The organism is Halotia branconii CENA392 (assembly GCF_029953635.1).
In the GTDB taxonomy this organism is placed as follows: domain Bacteria; phylum Cyanobacteriota; class Cyanobacteriia; order Cyanobacteriales; family Nostocaceae; genus Halotia; species Halotia branconii.
In genome coordinates this window covers 4,490,792-4,512,124 of the sequence record NZ_CP124543.1, presented here as the reverse complement: position 1 = coordinate 4,512,124, position 21,333 = coordinate 4,490,792, and the positions used below count along the sequence as shown (strand labels likewise).

The following is a 21,333-nucleotide window of genomic DNA, read 5'->3' as shown; positions in this document are numbered from 1 at the left end:
CTCATACTGCTATAAATTTCCCCTGATGAAGGGAACCCCTTTCTTATGTTGTCGTCAGCTTAAGATAAGTACTGTGTACATCAGTGAATGTTGATTTAAGTTAAATTACTGAATTTTCAGTTAGCTATATCAAAAGGTAAGCAATAATTTAAGTAAAAATATTTATTATTTCTGTTCAAAACTCTGACACGTTATTTAAGTAAAAACAACGTGACAAGTTGAAATCACCAGTAATTGTTAGTACTTTAAAGTAATTTAAGCTTTTTGTAATCTAAAGTCTGACAAACCACTCAACTTCTACGTAAAAATACATAATAAAAGAAGCCGTGTTTCAGCAATCAAAGCACTAATCATTTATTTTTCAGGACTTCCGGAATTAATTAGCCATGTTAGAAAACTTATATATGGATTTACCAAGTAACCAGCTCATGAACTACCACATGATCGGTAAAGTACTACAATCACGTTACCAAATAGTCCAAAGCCTGGGTGCAGGGGTATTTGGACAGACATATATTGCTGTAGATATAGATTATCCACATCATCCCCAATGTGTCGTTAAGCAGCTCAAGGTGAGCAATTCTCAACCCAGCTACTTAGACACCTTAAGATTACGCTTTCTTACCGAAACTCAAACCCTCAAGCGTCTGGGACTTCATGACCAAATTCCCGAATTTATCGCTTGCTTTGAAGAACACGAACGGTTTTATTTAGTCCAAGAGTTTATAGAAGGACACTCGTTAACAGCAGAATTGCCCATCACTCCACAATGGGGATGTGTTTGGACTGAAAACGAAGTTATAGATTTTTTACAAGACGTTTTAAGTATTTTGGAATTTGTTCACTCTCAAGGTGTAATTCATTGTGATATCAAACCAGAAAACTTAATCAGACGTACTGCTGATAGCAAATTAGTTTTAATTGACTTTGGCTCAATCCAGTCAGTTGATTTAGATATAGATGGGGAATTGCCCATCTATCGGATTCCTGTAACATCACTGGGTTATATTCCCCCAGAACAATTTATTGGTCAAACACAACCTAATAGTGATATCTATGCTTTGGGTATGATTGCTATCCAGGCTTTAACAGGGCTAGAACCACTGCAATTAAAAGGTGATGCTGATACCAACGAGATTTTATGGCGTTCTCAAGATACGCCAGTTAATGATTATTTAGCAGCAGTTCTCAGTCAAATGGTTCGTTATGACTACCAAGAGCGTTTTCAGTCTGTGGGTGAGGTACTGCGTGTACTCCAGCAAATGGTACAAGAAACTCAGCCTGATGAACCTTTGGAGGTAACAGTTGAAAGCCGTGATTCTTACCAGCGTCGTACATCTGAGCAATCTTCGCCCCTACTAACAGGAATGAAAGTAGGACTGGCTGCTAATTCTTTATTAATGGGATTGGGAGTATATTCTTTAGTAACTAATTCTCCCGCTTATTCTGAAACCGAAACTTTATATAAAGCAACAGAAGAATATCAAGCTGGGGATTTACAAGAAGCGATCGCTTTGGCTAAATCGATTCCCTCTCATAGTAATGTTTATCCAGAAGCTCAAGCCACAATTGAAGAATGGCAACAGCAATGGCAACAGGCGGCGGAACAATATTTAATAGCTGAACAAGCTTTCAATGAAGGTAGATGGTCAGATGTGCTAAGTGTTGCTCCTAAAGTTCCTGATATTTTATATTGGCAATCTAAAATCGATAAATTAGTTCAGCAGGCACAATTTAATATTGAAGTACAGACGCAAGATTTATTAGCAAAAGCTTATGAAAAAGCTGAGGCAAGAGATTTTTCTACGGCTTTAAAGTATCTGCGTCAAATTCCTCAAGAAAGTTCTGCTGGCGCTTTAGTGCAAAAAAAATTGGCTGAATATAGTCAAAAGCGGCAAATTAGAGCAGCCTATTTTTTACATAATGCCCACAAAAAAGCGTTAATGGGTGACTTCGATGGAGCTGTGGCATTTCTCCGCAGGATTCCTAAAGATACCCCTATATATGCTCAAGTTCAGGTGAAACTAAACGAATATACTCAAAAACAGCGCCGACAAACTCAAGGTCAAAATGTAGCTTTCAGTATGTAGCTTTCAGTATGGTTTCTTCTACACATCAAATTGAAAACTCTCACCCTAGAAATCATTTATAAGAAGTGAATAGTCGTTAATCAAAAATGAAGAGTTAATGTAATTTCAAGTAAAAAAGTTTTGGAATTACTGCTCTTCTACAGTCGAGTTACTTTTAATTAACCTTTTTTGTAAAGCAACAACAACAGCTTGAGTGCGATCGCCTACTCCCAATTTATGTAAAATCGCATGAACATGCACTCTGACAGTCCCAGGTGTAATGTAGAGTGTCAAGGCAATTTCTTGATTAGTTTTGCCGACTGCTAATAGCGACAAAATTTCTTGTTCGCGTTGAGTTAGGGGGTTGGAGAGTTTTGAGATATTTTCTGAGTTAGGTTCGTCAAGATCAGATGCAAAATTAGAACGAATTTCTTTAGTTGCAGTTTCATCCCACCAGGATGCTCCAGCAGCGACAGAACGAAGTGCCAGCACTAATTTTTCTGCTGCCACTCCTTTGAGACAATAGCCTTGAGCGCCTGCTTCAATTAATCGGGCAATTAGAGACTTTTGAGAGTGGGAAGTCAAAACTAAAACTGGTAACTGAGGATTTTGCTGCTTAATTTGGCGACAGGCTTCTATTCCTCCAATTCCTGGCAATCCTACATCTAATAACACCACATTGAAAGATTCTTGATTAATTAACTCAATAGCTGTTTCTCCATCTTCAGCCTCAGCAATAATTTCTAACCCTGTTTCTTGTTGCAATCGCACATGCAAACCTAAACGAAAGAGTTCATCATCTTCTACTAGGAGAATTTTGATTGGGGTAGATGGCATCTCACACAGTAACAGAAGATTGAGACGGGTAAACGGGAAGCTTGAAAGCAAACATTGCACCGATAGGTACTCTGTTCTCTGCCCAAATTATACCGCCGTGGGCTGCAATAATTTGGCGAGATAGGTAAAGCCCTAATCCAGAACCTTTAGCTTGGCGATCGCTATGTCCCTGGTAAAATCGGTCGAATAAATGGGAGAACTGCTCAGGTACAATACCTGCACCCGTATCCAAAATTTTCACGACTTGATAGAAAGCTTGCGGTTCTAATACTATTTCCACACGCTCACCGCGCCGAGAATGGTTGATAGCATTAACTAAAAGATTGTTAAAAACTCGTTGGAGTTGCAAAGCATCACCCTGAACCCATAGCGATCGCCGCCAATCAGAGTCACCATAGTTAAGTGAAAGATAAACGCGACGACTAGCTGCTAATTCCGAGAGAGTGCTAGCAGTTTCTTCTGCCAAGATAGCTAAATCTACAGGTGTTAAGTTGAGTTTTAAGCCTTCTGTATCATTGCGATAGATATCTAGTAAAGTTTCTAGCAGTTGTAGGGAAGTTTGATGACTGCGCGTCATTGTAGATAAAATTTTTTGCTGCGCCGATGAGACAGCACCAAATTTTTCTTGTTCAAACGCTTTGAGAGTTTCAATTGCTCCCAGCAATGGAGTTTTGAGATCATGGGTGAGAGTAGAAGCAAAATCTTCACGTACTCTAGATAATTCCTCTTGAGCTTCTAGCTTGGCACGAGTCAGGGCGATCGCTTCTTGCGAACGGCGCAGGCGATCGCTCAAAACACCTGTGACAATCAAGGCGATCGCTGCGATCGCTCTACTGGCGATCGTCGGAACCTTCATGGCTTCACCTCCTGGGACTACAAGATTCAGCATAGTTAGGCACACAGCAACAAAGGTAGTTTGAAAAGTACTGCGCCTCCCCAACCAGGAGTTTGCTAACAAAATCGGCCCTGTATAGAGATAGCCAAACACATATTCATTAGGTGTAGAGTACTCCAGAATTAGTACAACTATAAATAGACCTGCTATTAACAGGAATTTGCCTAAAAGCGATTCTTTATGAAGTAATCTAACTTTGAAATCTACCATTTAGGACGTGATGTTTACTGTACATATTAGTATAACTAAAAATTATATCTATCTAAAATTAACTATAGCAGATTATCAACCCATCAATAAAGTGTTTAGATAAAAATAAACATCATAAACGCTTAATATATATTACTCAATAAACAATATATACAAAAAACAAACGCTGTTTTATATCCTTCTATTACTTGTTTTGATTCATGGATTAGTCAATTATATTAATTGTTAACAACTAGAGAACTTTATCCTTAGTGTTCTCTCTAATCGCAAAAATGCGTTATGGCATTAGGTTTAATAAGTGTAAAAATAACAAGCAATAGTCGCCATTGTGGTAAAGCTTTAACTAGCTTATTATTGCCAGAAAGCTGCATAATTATTGGCATTATTAGAAATAATTAAGTCATCCTAGCAAGTACTGACCCCAAATTTGGTATGGAGATTATCTACTAGCTGTTGCTTTAAGTTCGGCCTCAGTTCCTATGCTAAATGTTGTCCTTAATAAAAAACATCCAGTTCACTATTCACCCAAAGAGTGTTTCATTAAAAAGCCAACAATATAAAAATCTACCAGGAGATTTTTGAAATTCATGTTACAAGGATGGATACAAATTGCTTTGACATTACTGATAGTCATAGTAACTACTCCTCTACTGGGGAAATATATAGCTCGCGTTTTTATGGGAGAAAAAATAATCCTTGATGCAGTAATAAATCCTCTAGAAAAAGCTATTTATGCCTTTAGTGGTATACGTCCCCAAGAAGAAATGACAGGTTGGCAGTATGCCAAAACAGTACTGTATAGCAATCTTGTCATGGGGATTTTAGTTTATTTAATCCTGATGCTGCAAGGATGGTTGCCGCTAAATCCTACAAATTTAGGTGCGCCAAGTTGGGATTTAGCACTGCACACTACACTTTCCTTTGTCACTAATACCAATCAACAGCATTATTCTGGTGAGACAACCTTTAGCTATGCTAGTCAAACTTTTGCCCTTGGGTTCTTGATGTTTACTTCAGCGGCGACTGGTTTAGCAGTAGGAATTGCCTTTATTCGCGGTTTAACTGGTAGACCATTAGGCAACTTTTACAGCGATTTAATTAAGTCAATCACACGAATTTTGTTACCAATATCTGTGATTGGTGGCTTGTTATTGATTTTGGCGGGTATACCCGAAACCTTGGCAGGCCCGGCTACAGCAACCACCTTAGAGGGTGCAACTCAAGTAATTGCCCGTGGCCTGGTTGCACATTTTGAAATTATTAAAGAACTAGGAGAAAACGGTGGTGGCTTTTTTGGAATCAACTCAGCCCATCCTTTTGAAAATCCCAACGGCTTTACGAACTTATTAGAAATGTGGGCAATGATTTCTATTCCCACAGCACTGATTTACACTTACGGCATATTTGCTAACAACCGTAAACAAGCATGGTTAGTGTTTTGGATGGTCTTCATCATCTTTGTCTTTTTAGTAGGTGTTGCCGCAGTAGGTGAATTTCCAGGAAATCCCCTTGTTAACTCACTATTAGGAGAACAACAACCCAATTTAGAAGGCAAAGAAGTTCGATTTGGATGGGCGCAAACAGCACTTTGGGCAGTCATGACTACAGCAACTATGTGTGGTGCTGTTAATGGTATGCATGATTCTTTGATGCCGCCTGGAGGATTTGCCACTCTCTTTAATATGTTTTTGCAAATTATTTGGGGAGGTCAAGGAACTGGTACAGCTTACCTATTTATTTATCTAATTTTGGCGGTGTTCTTGACTGGGTTAATGGTGGGACGGACACCAGAATTTTTAGGACGCAAAATTGAGAAACCAGAAATTGTCCTAGCCAGCGTTGTTTTATTAGTTCACCCCTTTGCTATTCTCATTCCTTGGGCTATTACTTTCGGCTTTCCCGATATCCTTTCAGGTATTAGTAACCCAGGTTTTCATGGAGTTTCCCAGGTAGTTTACGAATACGCTTCCGCCGCAGCGAATAACGGTTCTGGCTTTGAAGGATTAAGTGATAACACTCTGTGGTGGAATCTCAGCACGAGTGTCAGTATTTTGGCAGGACGTTATATCGCGATTATTGCACTGTTGCTTTTGGCGGATAATATGTCTCGCAAGCAACCTGTTCCTGTTACCACCGGCACTCTCAGAACTGACACTAGACTCTTCACAGGAGTTACAAGCGGAGTGATTTTAATTCTTGGCGCTCTTACCTTCTTTCCTGCACTTGTTTTAGGCCCTATAGCAGAGGCATTTTTGATTGCTAGAGGTGGATGAAGAGAGCAGGGGGAGCAGGGGGAGAATTTTGGAAGTTGGTAAATCATCCCGCAACTATGCAACGCGAAATATTCTCTTGTTTGCGCCTGTGCCTAATTTTTTTAAATTAATTAATCACCAATGACATTATCTACAAAACTGCGACAAGAACGCAAACATAAACCCAAAGCCAAATCAGCCGGACTTTACAAACGCGCATTTCAGCAAGCATTTGTTAAGCTGCATCCGCGTAACATGCTGAAAAATCCAGTGATGTTTGTGGTTTGGTTAGGTACGATTATCACAGCACTGGTAACAATTGCACCAAACTTATTTGGCCCAACATCTGGTGACAACCCCAGATTATTCAATGGTTTAATTACTCTAATTTTGTTCTTCACCGTTGTCTTTGCCAACTTTGCCGAAGCTGTAGCTGAAGGACGAGGTAAAGCTCAAGCAGATGCCTTGCGATCAGCAAAATCTGATGCTAAAGCCAAAAAACTCCTTGCTGATGGTTTCATCGAAGAGGTTAGTTCTACTGCCCTACGTCGTGGCGACCAAATTAAGGTAACTGCTGGAGACATTATCCCTGCTGATGGAGAGGTGATTAAAGGTATTGCCTCTGTGGATGAATCTGCCATTACAGGAGAATCAGCACCAGTACTAAAAGAACCAGGGTCAGATATTGCTAGTTCCGTGACTGGGGGAACGCGTATCTGACTTTTCACGGGATGTGGAAAAGGGGAGTTGGTTCGCGTATGATTAACGCGAACCAACTTTTATTGTTGACGATATTTGGAGGTTTCTTCGATTAAATCTTTCAAACCAAGGTTTAGAGACTCAATGGAGCGATCTAAAGCTTCAATTTTAGCGCGACGGGTAATTTGCTCAAGGGCATCTATGTAAGCTTGACTACCAGCTTTACCCAAATGCTGATATCGAGATAATTTACCATCGGTCTTTGTGGGAAAGATTGGGGAAGAAGCCTGTAGTTTGTAATACCAATAATTATCATTCCGCCCCTTAGCTTGATAGCGAACAATCCAACAAGAAGCAGGAGCGACCTTACCCAAAGCGAGTATCGAATGAATTTCTTGCTCAAGGCGCTGTTTAATTTTGACTACCGCGTCTACACGTTTGGCTAAATCATCTTGAATTGAAGATTTTGGCGACTGAGGCATATAACAAACCGGGCGTTACGGTTCGCGGATAATTTACGCGAATTATTTTCTGATGGAGTCAGGTAGGTGTTTACCGTTTGAAGCGAATTATTTAAGATTTTGGTGTAATAGCCAACCTTGGCACAGGGTTTCTAACTCTAACCAACCTCTCCATAAAACCTGTATACCAATGGCACTGTTTTTTCGATGTTCTAAGTATCCCCCCAGGCGGGCGATAGCGCGGATTGCCCAATCAACGGTAAATTCGATATCTTTTTTGAATTTAGGCGGGCTACTAGCTAACAGTACATCCATTTGTACTTGAGTTAACACCACACTAGCATCAAGGTGCGGGCAGTTACGGTGTAAGTACGTCATTCGCAATAGCTGTGCGGCAATCACAGTTAAAAATCCCAACATCGTTGACATACTCTCACCAGCTAATCGGTAGCTTTCAGCCTTACACCCCGATTTGAGAATTTTATGATACTCTTCAACTCGCCAACGATACGTATACCAACGGAGGATTTGTGCTGCTGATTGTTCTGAATCAACTGATTCAGTAGTTAGTAGCATCCACTCTACTGGTTCACAATTTTCTGGACAATTAATTTCTCTGGCATAGACTGCATAAACATGAAAACTGCCTTGATTTTTCAGCCTTGTTGGCGAACTAATTGATACTGGACAATATCTGACTTCTAAGGTGGCAGTTCTGGCATTACGCTTTTTAGTTTCGGCTAGTCCAACGTCTTTTACAAACTTGACAGCAGTGGAAGTTACGTATGACCATAAATGCTCATTCTCTCCTTCTAGACAACGGTTGTGTGCCGCCCTGACTATTACACCCGCGTTTTTAGTTTGACTGATTTGGGCGAAGACTTCTGCAATATCACCTTCTCGGTCAAAGACATGAATTATCTTCGACGATAATCCCCCTAGTGGAATTTCTAAAGTAGAAAACTGTTTTTCTATCTTTGAGAAAGCCTCAACCCATCTATAAGATTCTTTCTCTTTAAATTCTTTATTTCTTTTGGCTTTTCGCTCTTTTTTTAGACGCTCTTTTTTAGCTTCTTGGCTTTCATTAATCGGCTGTGAAGCTTTATGCTCTCTATGCCACAGCTTCTCCCACAATAACCCTAATGGCTGCCCAAAATCAGGTTCTATAGCTAAACAGCTATGTAAAATTAATCCATTTCCGCCATTACCTATTGGGCCGTATTCTTCTCTTTTGTCTAATATTTTTTTATAATCTAAAAAAGTTGTATCTCCTACAGCTAGCACCACAGGAGCGCCGTTTATTTCTTGGGCTGTTTGTTTAAAGTAAGGTTGAGTCAATTTCTCAAAATTTGTTTTTGGATTAGAGAAAAATTCGTAACCACGTTTGAGGTCGCTAGCAGTTTTAAATATTTTCGATAAAGGCTGACCATATTTTACCGATAAAAGTTCACCTATAAATGCTGCCCTTTGGGTTAAACGTTTGTCTCCAAAGTTACACTCCTCATACAGGTTCTTCTCTAAGATTTTCATTTGCACTCATTGACACACCTACCACGACAATATCTAAAATCACAAGTTAATTCTCTGGCATTGGTTCGCGTAAATTTTACGCGAACCAACTCCCCTTTTCCACATCCCGTGAAAAGTCAGGAACGCGTATCACCTCCGATGAGCTGATCATTCGGGTGACTACTGACCCTGGCCAAGGCTTTCTTGACCGCATGATTGGTTTAGTAGAAGGAGCTTCTCGCAGCAAAACACCTAATGAAATCGCCCTGACAGTTTTATTGGCAGTTCTTACTCAGGTATTTTTGGTTGTGATTGCTACTTTACCTACAGTGTCAGTCTACATCAACTCACCTCTCAGTATTGCCGTACTCATAGCCTTACTTGTGGCACTGATTCCTACCACGATTGGCGGATTATTAAGTGCTATTGGGATTGCTGGAATGGATAGAGTCGCTCAGTTTAATGTCATTGCGACTTCCGGACGGGCGGTTGAAGCCTGTGGGGATATCAACACCCTGATATTGGACAAAACAGGTACGATTACTTTGGGAAACCGTTTAGCAGAGGAATTTATTCCTGTTAATGGTCATTCTATGGAGAAGGTAGCAAAAGTTGCTCTAGAATCAAGTGTATTTGATGAAACACCAGAAGGAAAATCCATCGTCAAATTGGCAGAAAAATTAGGGGCAAAACTAGATTTTGACCCCAAACAAGCAGAAGGTATTGAGTTTTCTGCAAAAACGCGGATGAGTGGAACTGATTTAGCCAACGAGGTGCAAATTCGTAAAGGTGCAGTGGATGCAATTAAAGGATTTGTGCGTTCCCGAAATGGAAAATTAATCCCTGAACTTGATACCACCTTTGAACGAATTTCTCGATTAGGTGGTACTCCATTAGCACTTTGTAAAAATGATGAGATCTACGGTGTAATTTATCTCAAAGATATTATTAAACCGGGGATTCGAGAACGGTTTGACCAAATGCGGCGGATGGGAATTAAAACTATTATGCTAACTGGAGATAACCGGATTACTGCATCTGTGATTGCCGAAGAAGCAGGAGTTGATGACTTTATCGCCGAGGCTACACCTGAAGACAAAATTGAAGTGATTCGGACAGAACAAGCCCAAGGAAAACTCGTAGCCATGACTGGGGATGGTACTAATGATGCCCCAGCTTTAGCTCAAGCAAATGTAGGTGTGGCAATGAATACAGGCACTCAAGCGGCGAAGGAAGCTGCTAATATGGTAGACCTTGATTCTGATCCTACCAAGTTAATTGACATCGTCACTATTGGTAAACAATTACTGATTACCCGCGGCGCACTTACCACTTTTTCTGTTGCTAACGATATCGCTAAGTATTTTGCTATCCTTCCTGCTATTTTCGCGGGTATTGGTGTTGGCACTCTCAATATTATGGGTTTGGCAAGTACCCAATCTGCGGTTTTATCAGCTTTAATTTACAACGCATTGGTGATTCCAGCACTCATCCCCTTAGCACTAACTGGAGTTAAATTTCGACCATTGACCGCAGATCAACTTTTGCAACGCAATATTTTTATTTATGGACTTGGTGGCGTTCTGATTCCCTTCTTTGTCATCAAAATAATTGATGTTTTGATTGTGTCCATAGGTCTGGCTTAGTTTAAAACCTGCGTTACTTGGCGTTTCAATTCACTATTTTAACTATGAAGAATGTATTTGACTTTATTGGTGAAAAACCAAATCGCGTTCCTTTCTCTCTATTTTTACTGCTTTGCTTGAATGCATTTTTAGCACCAATAGTACAAGCCGCAACATCGAGCGAAATATCACGTTCTGCATCTTATGCTATTGCCCTTTTAGGACTTGTGACTTTGAGCGTGAGTATTTATTTATTTGTAGTCATTTTTCAACCGGAGAAATTCTAATGAGCCAACTCAATAAAGCTGTTCGTTCCACCTTAGCTTTATGGCTACTAACAGCCTTTCTCTATCCTTTTTTCATGCTACTTTGCGGACAGATAGCATTGCCTTTTCAGGCTAACGGCAGCTTAATTACTAATAGTCAAGGTACAGTTGTAGGCTCTGCTTTAATTGGTCAACCCTTTAGTAGCGATCGCTATTTCTGGAGCCGTCCCAGCACTGTAAAATATAGTACAGACCCAGAAGTTGCCAAAACCGGGATATCAGGAGCTAGCAACCTCGCACCCAGCAATCCTGAACTCCTTAAACGCATTCAAGTGGAAGTAGCACGGCTGAAACAAGCCAACATACAACCAACTGCTGATTTAGTTTATACTTCTGGCTCCGGTTTAGATCCTCACATTAGCATTGCAGCAGCCCAAGCACAGGTGCGACGTATCGCCAGCGCCCGTAATCTTAACTTAGCCCAAATTCAAACTTTGGTATCTCAAAACATCGATGGTAGATTCTTGGGAATTTTTGGTGAACCAGGAGTTAATGTTTTACGGCTAAATCTAGCTTTAGATGCTTTACAGCCTAAAAGTTAACTTAATCAGGACTTACGCAAAGTTATGGAAAAACGAACCACCAAGGACACAGCGAAAAGTTGTCAGGAGGAGCCACTGCTTTGGGCGGGTTCCCCGACTTGTAGCAAGTGGCGTTGGTTTCCCTGCGTAACAAACTTTTCAAGACAAAGAACACGTAGACACGAAGTGGCTTCCCGGAGGGTAGTTAAGAGGGTTTTAGAGAGTTCTTGCGTAAGTCCTATTAATATCAAACCGCAACAATTGCCAATTTGCCCAGTATTTTGTTAATGATATGATTCATTCGCACACCCCATCCCCTGACAGTTCTTATATTCGTCCTCACCGACGCGGAAAACATAAGATTTTTATTGGTATGGCTCCCGGTGTCGGCAAAACTTACAAAATGCTGGAAGAAGCACATCAACTCAAACAAGATGGCATTGATGTAGTTATCGGTATCTTAGAAACTCATGGACGTAAAGATACGGCAATGAAAGCTGCTGGAATAGAGGTAGTTTCCCAAAAAGCCTGCATCCATCAGAACGTCACTCTACAGGAAATGGATACAGAGGCAATTTTGCAACGCTCTCCCCAATTGGTTCTAGTGGATGAACTTGCTCATACTAACGTTCCTGGTTCCCAACGAGAAAAGCGCTATCAGAACGTAGAAGTCATTTTAGCAAATGGAATTGATGTTTATTCAACTGTCAATATTCAGCATTTGGAAAGTTTAAACGACTTAGTGGCAAGAATTACAGGTGTCGTGGTACGAGAACGCATTCCTGATTATCTACTTGAGGAAGCTGATGCTGTTGTTGTGATTGATGTTACTCCAGAAACTCTAGAAGAACGCTTACAAGAAGGGAAAATTTATGCTCCTGAAAAAATCGAGCAATCCCTGAAAAACTTCTTTCAGCGTCGTAATCTCATTGCTTTAAGGGAACTAGCATTAAGAGAAGTAGCAGATACCGTTGAGGAAGAAGCAAATACTTCCAACTTGGTAGGACAAAAGTGCAATGTTCACGAACGAGTTTTAGTATGTGTATCCACTTATCCTGATTCAGTGCAATTGCTACGTAGAGGCGCACGAATTGCCAATTATATGAATGCGCGATTGTATACTGTGTTTGTAGCATATCCCGAACGTTTCCTTACCAAAGAAGAAAGTTTACATATCGATACATGCGAGAAATTATGTCAAGATTTTGGCGGTGAATTTTTGCACTTTAAGAGCCAAAGTATCGCCAAAAAAATTGCTCAAGTTGCAGTAGATTATCGCATCACTCAAATTATCATTGGTGAAAGCCAGCAGTCCTCATGGAGAAGATGGCTCAAAGGTTCTTTCACCCAAAGATTGATGGAGCTAATCAGACATCAAAAAATAGATTTACATATTATTGCTACTGAAAAATAATTTAATCTTCAGTGTTTTCCTGTATTGGTATGGTTGGTACGATTATCGGCTGTGGTTTTTCTATTTGTAATTGACTTTGAGCTTGATTACGAGCTTCTATTGCTTGTTGATAATCAGGTTTATATTTAAGTGCTTGTTCATAAGAAGCGATCGCATCTTTATATCGTGCTAATTTTGATAAAGCATTACCTTTGCTATACCAACTTTCGTAATGATTTGGCTTGTAACGAACTGCTTTATTATAAGACGCGATCGCATCTTCGTATTTCTGTAAAATATATTGAGAATTTCCTAAGTTATACCAAACTTGATAATTTTTTGGTTCGATTGCTGCCGCTTTTTTATAAGATTGCACAGCCTCGTCATAACGTTGGCTTTGATGCAATGCCCAACCTCGACTATACCAAGCTTGATAATTTTTGGAATTGTCTTTTATGACTTGACTAAATGATTCTATTGCTTCTGGATAGCGGCGCAAAGTCATGAGGACATTACCTCTAGATAACCAAGCTAGGTCATAATTTGGGTTATACTGTACTACTTGGTCATAAGCTTTGAAGGCATCTTCGTAGCGGTTTAAATTTACTAGGGCATTACCTCGATTGTACCAAGCTTGTTCATAACTAGGTTTGATTTCAATCGCTTTATCATAAGCTGCGATCGCTTCTTCATATTGTTTGATATTTTGTAAGGCTAGCCCTTTTTCATACCAAGCTTGATAATAATCTGGCTTGAGTTTTATCGCTTGATTATAAGATTTTATAGCGTTATCATACTGCTTTAAATTACTAAAAACTTCGCCTTTGGCATTCCAAACTTCTGGATAATTATTTTGTAATTTTAAGGCTTTATCAAAAGAGGCGATCGCTTCTGAATATCGCTGTAAATTTTGCAGGATAAAACCTCTGCCACTCCAAGCTTCTACATACTCAGGCTGAATTTGAATTGCTTTATCGTAAGCTGCTAGTGCGGCTTTATATTGTTTTAATTTAGATAAAGTTTTGCCTTGACCATTCCATCCTTGAGCATAATCTGGTCTAATTTCAACTGCCTGTTCATAAGCGGCTAGTGCATCTTGATAACGTTGCAATTCAAAAAGAGTATTGCCTTGTTTAGATAATTCTGTAGCGTTACTAGCATTAATACTATTAACAATAAATATAGATGCTACACTACTAACACCAATGAGAAATATAGCTAATAATAACTTAATAAATAGTCCTTTTTTGTGTTTACCACCTTTTGTCTGCTGCATTGGTAAAGCAGGAGGACTCAAGGCTATAGTGCCAGATGTTGGCTGTGTGAAATCCTTGAGAGATTGCAAGGCTACAGAAGCCGAAGAATATCGTTGTCGGAAATCATAACACACCATTTTGTCTAAAAATTGGGCGAAATCTGGCGATATTGTGGTTTTATTTTGCCAAATAATCTCATTCGTTTCGGCATCTTTATCTAATTGTTCAGGAGATATTCCCGTGATTGCTTGAATCGCAATTATCCCTACAGCATAAATATCACTACTAAATTTTGGCGTACCATGAGCCTGTTCTCCGGGGATATATCCGGGTGTGCCTATCGCAACAGTAGATTTAGTTTGACCATCAGGAGTAATTAACTGGGTAGTAATTTGTTTAACGGCTCCAAAGTCAATTAAAATTAACTTGCCATCTTGCTGCCGTCTCAGTAAATTGTGTGGATTGACATCGCGGTGAATCACCTTTTGTTGGTGAACAAATTCTAAAATTTCTAAGATTTCTTGTAATAACAAAATCACTTGGTCTTGACTCAAAGTCTTCCCGGCTGCTAATTCTGTACTTAGGTCATGACCTTTGATAAGTTCTTGTACAAGATAAAATTCGGCATTTTCTTCAAAATAAGCTAAAAGTTGCGGGATGCGATCGTGAGTACCTAACTTATACAGTACTTGCGCTTCCGTATCGAATAACCGCCTAGCTGTTTCTAAAGTTACCGGGTCAATCGCTTGAGGCTTAAGTTTCTTGACAACACACTGAGGTAAACCAGGCAAGTGAGTATCACAAGCAACAAAAGTTTCACCAAATCCCCCACCTCCCAAGTGGCTAATAATTTGGTATCTTCCAACAAGTGTGTTTCCTAGCATCTTGATTGCCTAGTTGAACGCGTTGTGTCTGATTTTAATCTTGCCACAGGTTAACGGTGAGTGTAGGGAGCAAACGAGGCAAGGGAAGTAACGTCACAATGGTTTTGATTCCCTTTTAAGCTAATCGTCATTTAAATTGCATCATGTTAATGGTAATAAAAGCTGCAAACCCTCTCCCTTGCCCCCTGCTCCCTGCTCCCCTGCTGCCTCAATGTGCAAATTAAATGTTTAACAGCTTACCCACATGGAGTCACTGCGGTATAGCAGTAGCCAAAATTACCTCACATTTTTCTGGATAAATACGGGTATTACAAATATCATTCTATTATTCAGCAATATCTATGAGGAACTTATGGCGTGTTGCTTCAAATCTTCCAGGTTACAGACTTCCAAAGCTCTAGCATGGGTGGCTGATAAAACTACAGGTGGAGCCACGCCAGCATCGAGGGCTTCTTGCCAACGAGCCGCACACAAACACCAGCGATCGCCTGGCCGTAATCCGGGAAAATTAAATTGCGGCACTGGTGTACTCAAATCGTTTCCCTGCAATTTGGTAAACTCCAGAAATTCTGCTGTCATCTGGGCGCAAACAACGTGCATTCCAAAATCTTGACCACCTGTATTACAAAATCCGTCACGATAATACCCAGTCATGGGAGAGTTGCAGCAAATTTCCAGATTTTTGCCTAGCACGTTTTTAGCATCTGCCATTTTCAAATCCTTGTTGTTGGGGTGGGTTGAACTGCTGTAGTGCTGCTATAGTCTATTTTGCCGTAGTCTAATTTAATTATCCTGTCTGCTAAATGAAAATAGCGATCATCATGGCTGATTGCTAGTACTGTTTTGCCGCGATTCTTCAATTCTGGCAACAGCTGAGTGTAAAATACTTCTTTGAATACTGGGTCTTGGTCGGCAGCCCACTCATCAAATAAATAAATTGGTCGGTCTTCTAAGTAGGCTGTCAGTAATGCCAAGCGTTTACGTTGTCCTTGAGAAAGAGCAGTAGTAGAAAGTCTACCATTTTCTACTTTGACTTTATGGTCTAACTGGAGTTGCTGCAAATAATGTTGCGCTTGAGTATCCAAGTTGGTATTTTCGGAATTGACAAGTTCTCTAAATAAATAGAAGTCGGAAAATACTACCGAAAAATGCTGACGATACCATTCTCGATTCTGTTGATCAATTGACTGCCCATCTAATAATATTTTGCCATTTTCAGGGATGTAAAGACCAGTAATCAGTTTAGCTAAAGTAGATTTACCACTGCCGTTACCACCAACAATAAATATTAGTTCTTGAGGATAAACTGTCAAGTCAATTGGGCCAAAGATAAAGCTGTTTTCTCCTTGGTCTGTATAGTAGGTGTGGGTAATACTCTTTAATTGTAAACTATGCCAAGCAGAGTTAAAAGTAGGTGGCACAGTTGATAATTCAGAGCGACTAGCTAGAGATAAACCTAGAGATTCTATTTTTTGCAATGCTACATTAGCCTTACTAATTTGAGGCAAATTACTGACGATATTATCCATCGGCAACATTAAGTAGGTAAAAGTCAAGATGTAGCCCGAAAGAGTCGCAGAACTGATGGTGAGTAATTTTGGTAGTGCGAATAATAAAAAACCAATCGCGAAAAAAAACAGCAATTTACCCCAGCTAGTAGTTGTGGCAAATAAAGTTAAACCGTCAACATTATGACGACGAAACCTGACAGCTGTTGATTGAAGATTTTTCAATAAAAAATCTTGACGGCGTTGATAGTTAAGCTTAAGTTCTTTAACTCCTTCTGTGATAGTACGAAAATGCTTAAATAGCAAATCTTGATCGTCACGGGCTAAAGCAAGCAGTTTTCCACCTCTATTCAATAGCCACTGACAACTACCTATTCCTACCACTATTAGACAACAAAGTATCAGCAAAACTAACCAAGATAGCCAAGTGATATATACCAAACAACCCAAAACCATCGCCAAATCAATACAAAGAAAAGGAATTATATATACAGCATTGGCTACTGCTTGGACATCTTCTGTTAAGGTTGCCAGTAATCGAGAGTTTCCTAGTTGTTCTAAATGACTTAACTCAGAAGCAAGGATTTGGCGACTCAAGCGCATCCGTAATTGTAAAATAGCATTCTGAGATAGGCGAACCAGCATTACTTGTGAAATAATACTAGTAATCAGGGCAATAATTACTAAACCTAAAAAAGCCCAAGCGATAGATGTTAACGGTGAAGTTTGAGTGCGAGTTGCTGCACTGCTAATTAAAGCGATTAATCCTGCGCTACTACCGCCACTCAAAAAGCCAGTAACGATCGCGATCGCCACCATCACCCAAGAAGAACGTAGGAGAAAATAAATTAAATTCATGATCAATAACTGGCAACTATGACATTTTTAAATAAAAACATTATTTGATAAATAAGCTAAGTTGCTATATACTTAACTATTGAGAAATATTTGTTTTTTAATGTATATTCAATAATACTTTTTTTTAGCTATTCTTGACAAGCTTTAAGTTGAAAAAATAAATACTTAGCAATACTTTTAATGGTATAATATGGATATAAACAATGATTAGTCCATCGAAAATATAGGGTAAAGAGATTTAGTTTTGGATTTACTGCAAACTTCAGATGGCAGTTATTAATGTATTTTTGTGCATCCTCTGTCTAGCAGCAGTTTTGTTTTACTGCTATGGGATTTATGCCGCGATCGCTTTTTTAAATCATCCTCGTCTTTTCAATCCCAAGTTTCATCCACCTATTAGTATTCTCAAGCCGATTTGCGGACTAGATCAGGATGCTTATGAAAACTTCGCCTCATTTTGTCAGCAAGATTATCCAGAGTACCAAGTTATTTTCGCAGTGCGCGATCGCCAAGACCCCAGCATAGAAGTTATACAGCAAATTATCCAAGAACTTCCCCATTTAGATCTTAACTTAGTCGTGAGCGATCGCATCATTGGAGCTAACTTAAAAGTCAGTAATTTATCCAATGCTGTAGGTATTGCTAAACATGAAATCTTAGTAATAGCTGATAGTGATATCCGAGTTGAAAAAGATTATCTATTCAGAATTGTCCAACCTTTGCAAGATGACAAAGTCGGTGTTGTCACTTGTTTGTATCGTTCTTCAGCCCCAGGATGGGTGACAACTTTAGAAGCAATCAAGACTGCGACCGACTTTCATGCAGGTGTTTTAGTCAGCAATCATTTAGAAGGGATAAAATTTGCTTTCGGTTCCACAATTGTCATTCGTAAACAAGTTCTAGAAGAGATAGGTAAATTTGAGGCAATAGCCGATTATTTAGCAGATGACTTCATGCTTGGCTACTTACCAGCCCAAGCAGGTTACAAAGTTGTGCTATCTGACTATATAGTTGAACATGTCTTAGCTACCAGTAGTCTGATTGATGCCATTCAGCGTCAAATTCGCTGGGCGCGTTGTATTCGTGTTTCTCGCCCTTGGGGTTATCTAGCACTAATTTTTACTTATGGTACAGTTACCAGCTTTTTACTGCTGATGGTTACAGGAGGTTCGATATTAGGGTGGAGTGGGTTAATTATTGCTTGGATAATGCGATTAATCATGGGTTGGGTTGTTGCCATCAAAGTTATCCGCGACCAAGTGTCCCAAAAATTTTTGTGGATTATCCCTATCAGTGATTTAATTCAATTTGCCATTTGGTGCTATGGCTTTATAGACGGAACCATTGAATGGCGGGGACAACGGTTGAAGTTGATTAAAGGAGGTAAGTTAATGGCGATGACAAATTCAACAGCAAACTCCAAAAGTAAAAATATTACCTCTACTATTGTTCAAAAATTTAAAAGTTTATTATAGAAGTCCTATAATATTAAATTTTATGTTTGAACAACAACCTGAAGATTTACAGCTTTATGTTCAACAGTTGGCTACAGAAGCCATACAACAATCAGAACCATCGGCATGGTTTGAAGTTTTATATGCCTCAGCAAAAGGTGATACAGCACAAATACCTTGGGCAAAATTAGCTCCTCACCCTTATTTGCAAGATTGGTTGAGTACCCATGAACCATTTACTCAAGGTCAAAAGGCATTAATAATTGGTTGTGGTTTAGGAGATGATGCAGAAGCTTTAGCAAAGCGAGGATTTGAAGTGACTGCTTTTGATATATCTCCCACAGCAATAACTTGGTGTCAACAACGATTTCCCGATTCGCCTGTGAAGTACGTGATTGCAGATTTATTAGCAATTCCCTCACAATGGCATCTTGCTTTTGACTTTGTTTTTGAATGTCGCAATATTCAAGCTTTACCCTTGAGTGTGCGTTCTTCAGTTATTGACTCTGTGGCCTCTGTTGTCGCTCCCGATGGGATACTACTAGTGATTACTCGTATCCGAGAAACAGAAGTCGAACCCTCTGGCCCTCCATGGCCATTATCAAACGCGGAACTGGCACAATTTGAGAAATTGGGATTACACCAAGTAGAGCATATTTTGATTTTAGAGTCTGAACAAACTCATGTAAAACAAGTACGGATTGAATATAGCAATCCGCACTTAAGTTGATTTTTCTTGATGCAACAAAGTCTGAATATCAGATCTTAATGATGCAATTTCACTATGAAGCGCTGCAATGGATTTTGCACTTGCTAATTCTGCATCTTCATCTTCTGCATCACGACCAATAAAAAATGTTGCAATTGTCGCTGTCACGTAGCCAAATATAGTGAACGCATACACTGCAAGAACCAAGTAAAGCACTCTACCTTCAGGCGTTTTGGGCGAATATTCAGAACCTATAGTTGTCATTAACATTGTTGTCCACCACAAAGCTGCGCCGTAGTTGTTTAAACCAGAACTATCAGGAGTCCCACTTTCAAACGCATACATCCCAGCAGCTCCTACCAAAGTTACAATTGCTGTCAGCGTCAGTACATAAGCAAAACCACGACGGCTAACACTTGCAGCCAAAGCCCTCATGGTACGGTTAGTACGAGTCATTACTCGTAGTAGCCTTAATCCTCGAATAGCCCTAATTGATGCGAGTGAACGCACCACGCGAACAATCCGAAAGATCCGCAAAGCAGGAAGAATCAAAGAAAAAGCAGTCAGCCAGTTATTTTTAAGATAAAAAAACTTACGAGGAGCAAGAGCAAATTTAATTCCAAAATCTATAATAAATACAATCCAAATCGTTGCATTAACGACTTCGAGCCAAGGATTTAGTGTCCAAATCAGTTCAATAATAAATAGTGCTAGCCATGTGAATGCCAGCACTAGCATCGGAATTTCTAGCCAATCTTCAAGCTGCTGCAAAATTTCGTTGCGCTCTTGCTCTAAAGCTTGTTTTTCCGAAGGATTAAGGTTTTTCATAATCTTTATTAGGAGAATGGCACTAAGACATTACTGTAAAAGAGATATCTCCTAACTCTCATTTTCTACATCTTGCCAAGGCAAAGGTTTTGCTTTGAGAGTGTGCCATTTTTATTGAAAGCGGCGGGAAACTCCATTGCTTCATGGGTGATCGAGGTTGCTCCTCTTGCCACTTGGAGCATTGAGCATTGAGCATTGGTAACTTCTTTCCCATGCCCCATTCCTTATACTTCGGCTAAACTCAGTACAAGTACTTTATGCTCGAAAACTTCATCCCGCAAGTGGCGTGAAGTTTTGTATTATAAAACCCCTACTATGATGCAGATTCTTCCCAAAATTTCTGTTGCGCTTCGCTAGTCAGTGCTTAATTTTGGGAATTATACTGTCTGCTTGGGTTCACTAGAATATTCCCGGATAATTAATTTAAGCAGGAATGACTTGAGCAATTAACGAGCGTTTATCAAGCGACTGGACTTTACCTACTTCACTAAGATCGTTGACAACTTGCTCTAGCAGTTCTCCAGCTTTGTCACGATATTGATTTTCTCTACCTCTTAAACGAATGGCAAACTTGACTGAGTCACCTTTACTCAACCACTGAATTGCTTGCTCAATACGTATTCTGTAATCAGCCGCACCCACATTTGGACGAAGCCTAACTTCTTTGACTACATGTCTAGCACTTTGTCCCTGACGCTTTTTCTTTTGATATTGAAGCTTGCCGTAGTTGAGGATCTTCGCTACTGGAGTGTCTTTGCTTTGGGAGACTACAACTAGGTCAAGCTCTACGCTTTGTGCTATCTGTAGAGCTTCATAAGTATCGATCAGGCCACGATTGTTATTTTCATGGTCAATCAAGAAGACTTGAGGTGACTTGATTTGTGAGTTAATCAGTTGCTTTTGGACTACGATAACGGTTTCCTCTCAATTTTTAAGATTTTGCTTTGCTTGGCAAATAATGCCGACGTAAGACAATGCTAACTTATGAGTGATGTTCTTGGGAGACAGTAACTTAATGTCTATTTTCTATATTACTCTA

16 protein-coding genes and 2 pseudogenes are annotated in these 21,333 nt (G+C 39.7%); 9 read left to right on the top strand and 9 right to left on the bottom strand.

The genetic code is table 11. The annotated features are described in order from the left end of the window. Window positions 1-428: 428 nt before the first annotated feature. Window positions 429-2,090 carry a protein kinase domain-containing protein gene (locus tag QI031_RS19865; RefSeq protein ID WP_425526035.1) on the top strand — a complete coding sequence of 554 codons (1,662 nt, stop codon included), beginning with the start codon at window positions 429-431 and terminating at the stop codon, window positions 2,088-2,090. Between the two features lie 126 nt (window positions 2,091-2,216). Here QI031_RS19865 and QI031_RS19860 read toward each other — a convergent pair whose 3' ends face one another. Both QI031_RS19860 and QI031_RS19855 read right to left on the bottom strand, forming a co-directional pair. Beyond that, the gene (locus tag QI031_RS19860; protein ID WP_281481376.1) at window positions 2,217-2,906 is read right to left on the bottom strand and encodes a response regulator transcription factor; all 690 of its coding nucleotides are present in this window, start codon (window positions 2,904-2,906) and stop codon (window positions 2,217-2,219) included. Between the two features lies 1 nt (window position 2,907). Continuing rightward, the gene (locus QI031_RS19855; RefSeq protein ID WP_281481375.1) at window positions 2,908-4,011 is read right to left on the bottom strand and encodes a sensor histidine kinase; all 1,104 of its coding nucleotides are present in this window, start codon (window positions 4,009-4,011) and stop codon (window positions 2,908-2,910) included. A 587-nt stretch (window positions 4,012-4,598) separates the two neighbouring features. Between QI031_RS19855 and kdpA the strand changes: the two genes are divergently transcribed. Next, a complete protein-coding gene (gene kdpA / locus QI031_RS19850) occupies window positions 4,599-6,284 on the top strand; it encodes a potassium-transporting ATPase subunit KdpA (RefSeq protein ID WP_281486081.1) in 1,686 nt (561 codons plus the stop codon). Between the two features lie 120 nt (window positions 6,285-6,404). After that, window positions 6,405-6,980, top strand: a pseudogene (locus QI031_RS19845) (P-type ATPase actuator domain-containing protein); the annotation flags it as partial. Between the two features lie 62 nt (window positions 6,981-7,042). On the opposite strand, the gene QI031_RS19840 reads toward QI031_RS19845, so the two are convergent. Both QI031_RS19840 and QI031_RS19835 read right to left on the bottom strand, forming a co-directional pair. Continuing rightward, window positions 7,043-7,444 (bottom strand): hypothetical protein, encoded by a 402-nt coding sequence (locus QI031_RS19840; protein WP_281481374.1) that lies wholly within the window; start codon window positions 7,442-7,444, stop codon window positions 7,043-7,045. 87 nt (window positions 7,445-7,531) lie between these two features. After that, window positions 7,532-8,953 (bottom strand): IS4 family transposase, encoded by a 1,422-nt coding sequence (locus QI031_RS19835; RefSeq protein WP_281481373.1) that lies wholly within the window; start codon window positions 8,951-8,953, stop codon window positions 7,532-7,534. A gap of 119 nt (window positions 8,954-9,072) precedes the next feature. Between QI031_RS19835 and kdpB the strand changes: the two are divergent. The 4 genes and pseudogenes from kdpB to QI031_RS19815 form a co-directional block, all read left to right on the top strand. After that, a pseudogene (kdpB, locus tag QI031_RS19830) lies at window positions 9,073-10,578 on the top strand (potassium-transporting ATPase subunit KdpB); the annotation flags it as partial. Window positions 10,579-10,622: 44 nt separating this feature from the next. Further along, window positions 10,623-10,844: a potassium-transporting ATPase subunit F gene (locus tag QI031_RS19825; RefSeq protein ID WP_281481372.1), complete on the top strand. Its 222-nt coding sequence runs from the start codon at window positions 10,623-10,625 to the stop codon at window positions 10,842-10,844. After that, window positions 10,844-11,425 carry a K(+)-transporting ATPase subunit C gene (gene kdpC, locus QI031_RS19820; RefSeq protein WP_281481371.1) on the top strand — a complete coding sequence of 194 codons (582 nt, stop codon included), beginning with the start codon at window positions 10,844-10,846 and terminating at the stop codon, window positions 11,423-11,425. The genes QI031_RS19825 and kdpC overlap by 1 nt, the downstream gene beginning before the upstream one ends. Window positions 11,426-11,696: 271 nt before the next feature. Continuing rightward, the gene (locus QI031_RS19815; RefSeq protein ID WP_281481370.1) at window positions 11,697-12,818 is read left to right on the top strand and encodes a sensor protein KdpD; all 1,122 of its coding nucleotides are present in this window, start codon (window positions 11,697-11,699) and stop codon (window positions 12,816-12,818) included. A gap of 1 nt (window position 12,819) precedes the next feature. On the opposite strand, the gene QI031_RS19810 is transcribed toward QI031_RS19815, so the two are convergent. The 3 genes from QI031_RS19810 to QI031_RS19800 form a co-directional block, all read right to left on the bottom strand. Then, complete coding sequence (locus QI031_RS19810; protein WP_281481369.1) at window positions 12,820-14,937, bottom strand: serine/threonine-protein kinase; 2,118 nt, start codon at window positions 14,935-14,937, stop codon at window positions 12,820-12,822. A 339-nt stretch (window positions 14,938-15,276) separates the two neighbouring features. Continuing rightward, window positions 15,277-15,648, bottom strand: coding sequence for a DUF2237 family protein (locus QI031_RS19805; protein WP_281481368.1), 372 nt, complete (start codon window positions 15,646-15,648; stop codon window positions 15,277-15,279). A 2-nt stretch (window positions 15,649-15,650) separates the two neighbouring features. Then, complete coding sequence (locus tag QI031_RS19800; protein WP_281481367.1) at window positions 15,651-17,303, bottom strand: cyclic peptide export ABC transporter; 1,653 nt, start codon at window positions 17,301-17,303, stop codon at window positions 15,651-15,653. A gap of 266 nt (window positions 17,304-17,569) precedes the next feature. Here QI031_RS19800 and hpnI point away from each other — a divergent pair, with 266 nt between their 5' ends. After that, on the top strand, window positions 17,570-18,778 hold the full coding sequence (gene hpnI / locus QI031_RS19795) for a bacteriohopanetetrol glucosamine biosynthesis glycosyltransferase HpnI (protein ID WP_281481366.1): 1,209 nt from the start codon (window positions 17,570-17,572) through the stop codon (window positions 18,776-18,778). Window positions 18,779-18,800: 22 nt separating this feature from the next. Continuing rightward, a complete protein-coding gene (locus tag QI031_RS19790) occupies window positions 18,801-19,487 on the top strand; it encodes a class I SAM-dependent methyltransferase (RefSeq protein WP_281481365.1) in 687 nt (228 codons plus the stop codon). On the opposite strand, the gene QI031_RS19785 is transcribed toward QI031_RS19790, so the two are convergent. Further along, window positions 19,479-20,294, bottom strand: coding sequence for an ion transporter (locus QI031_RS19785; protein ID WP_281481364.1), 816 nt, complete (start codon window positions 20,292-20,294; stop codon window positions 19,479-19,481). The two genes, QI031_RS19790 and QI031_RS19785, sit on opposite strands and share 9 nt — an antisense overlap. A 423-nt stretch (window positions 20,295-20,717) precedes the next feature. Then, entirely contained in the window at window positions 20,718-21,185 is a 468-nt protein-coding gene (gene infC, locus QI031_RS19780) for a translation initiation factor IF-3 (RefSeq protein WP_281486080.1), read from the bottom strand. Window positions 21,186-21,333 lie beyond the last annotated feature (148 nt).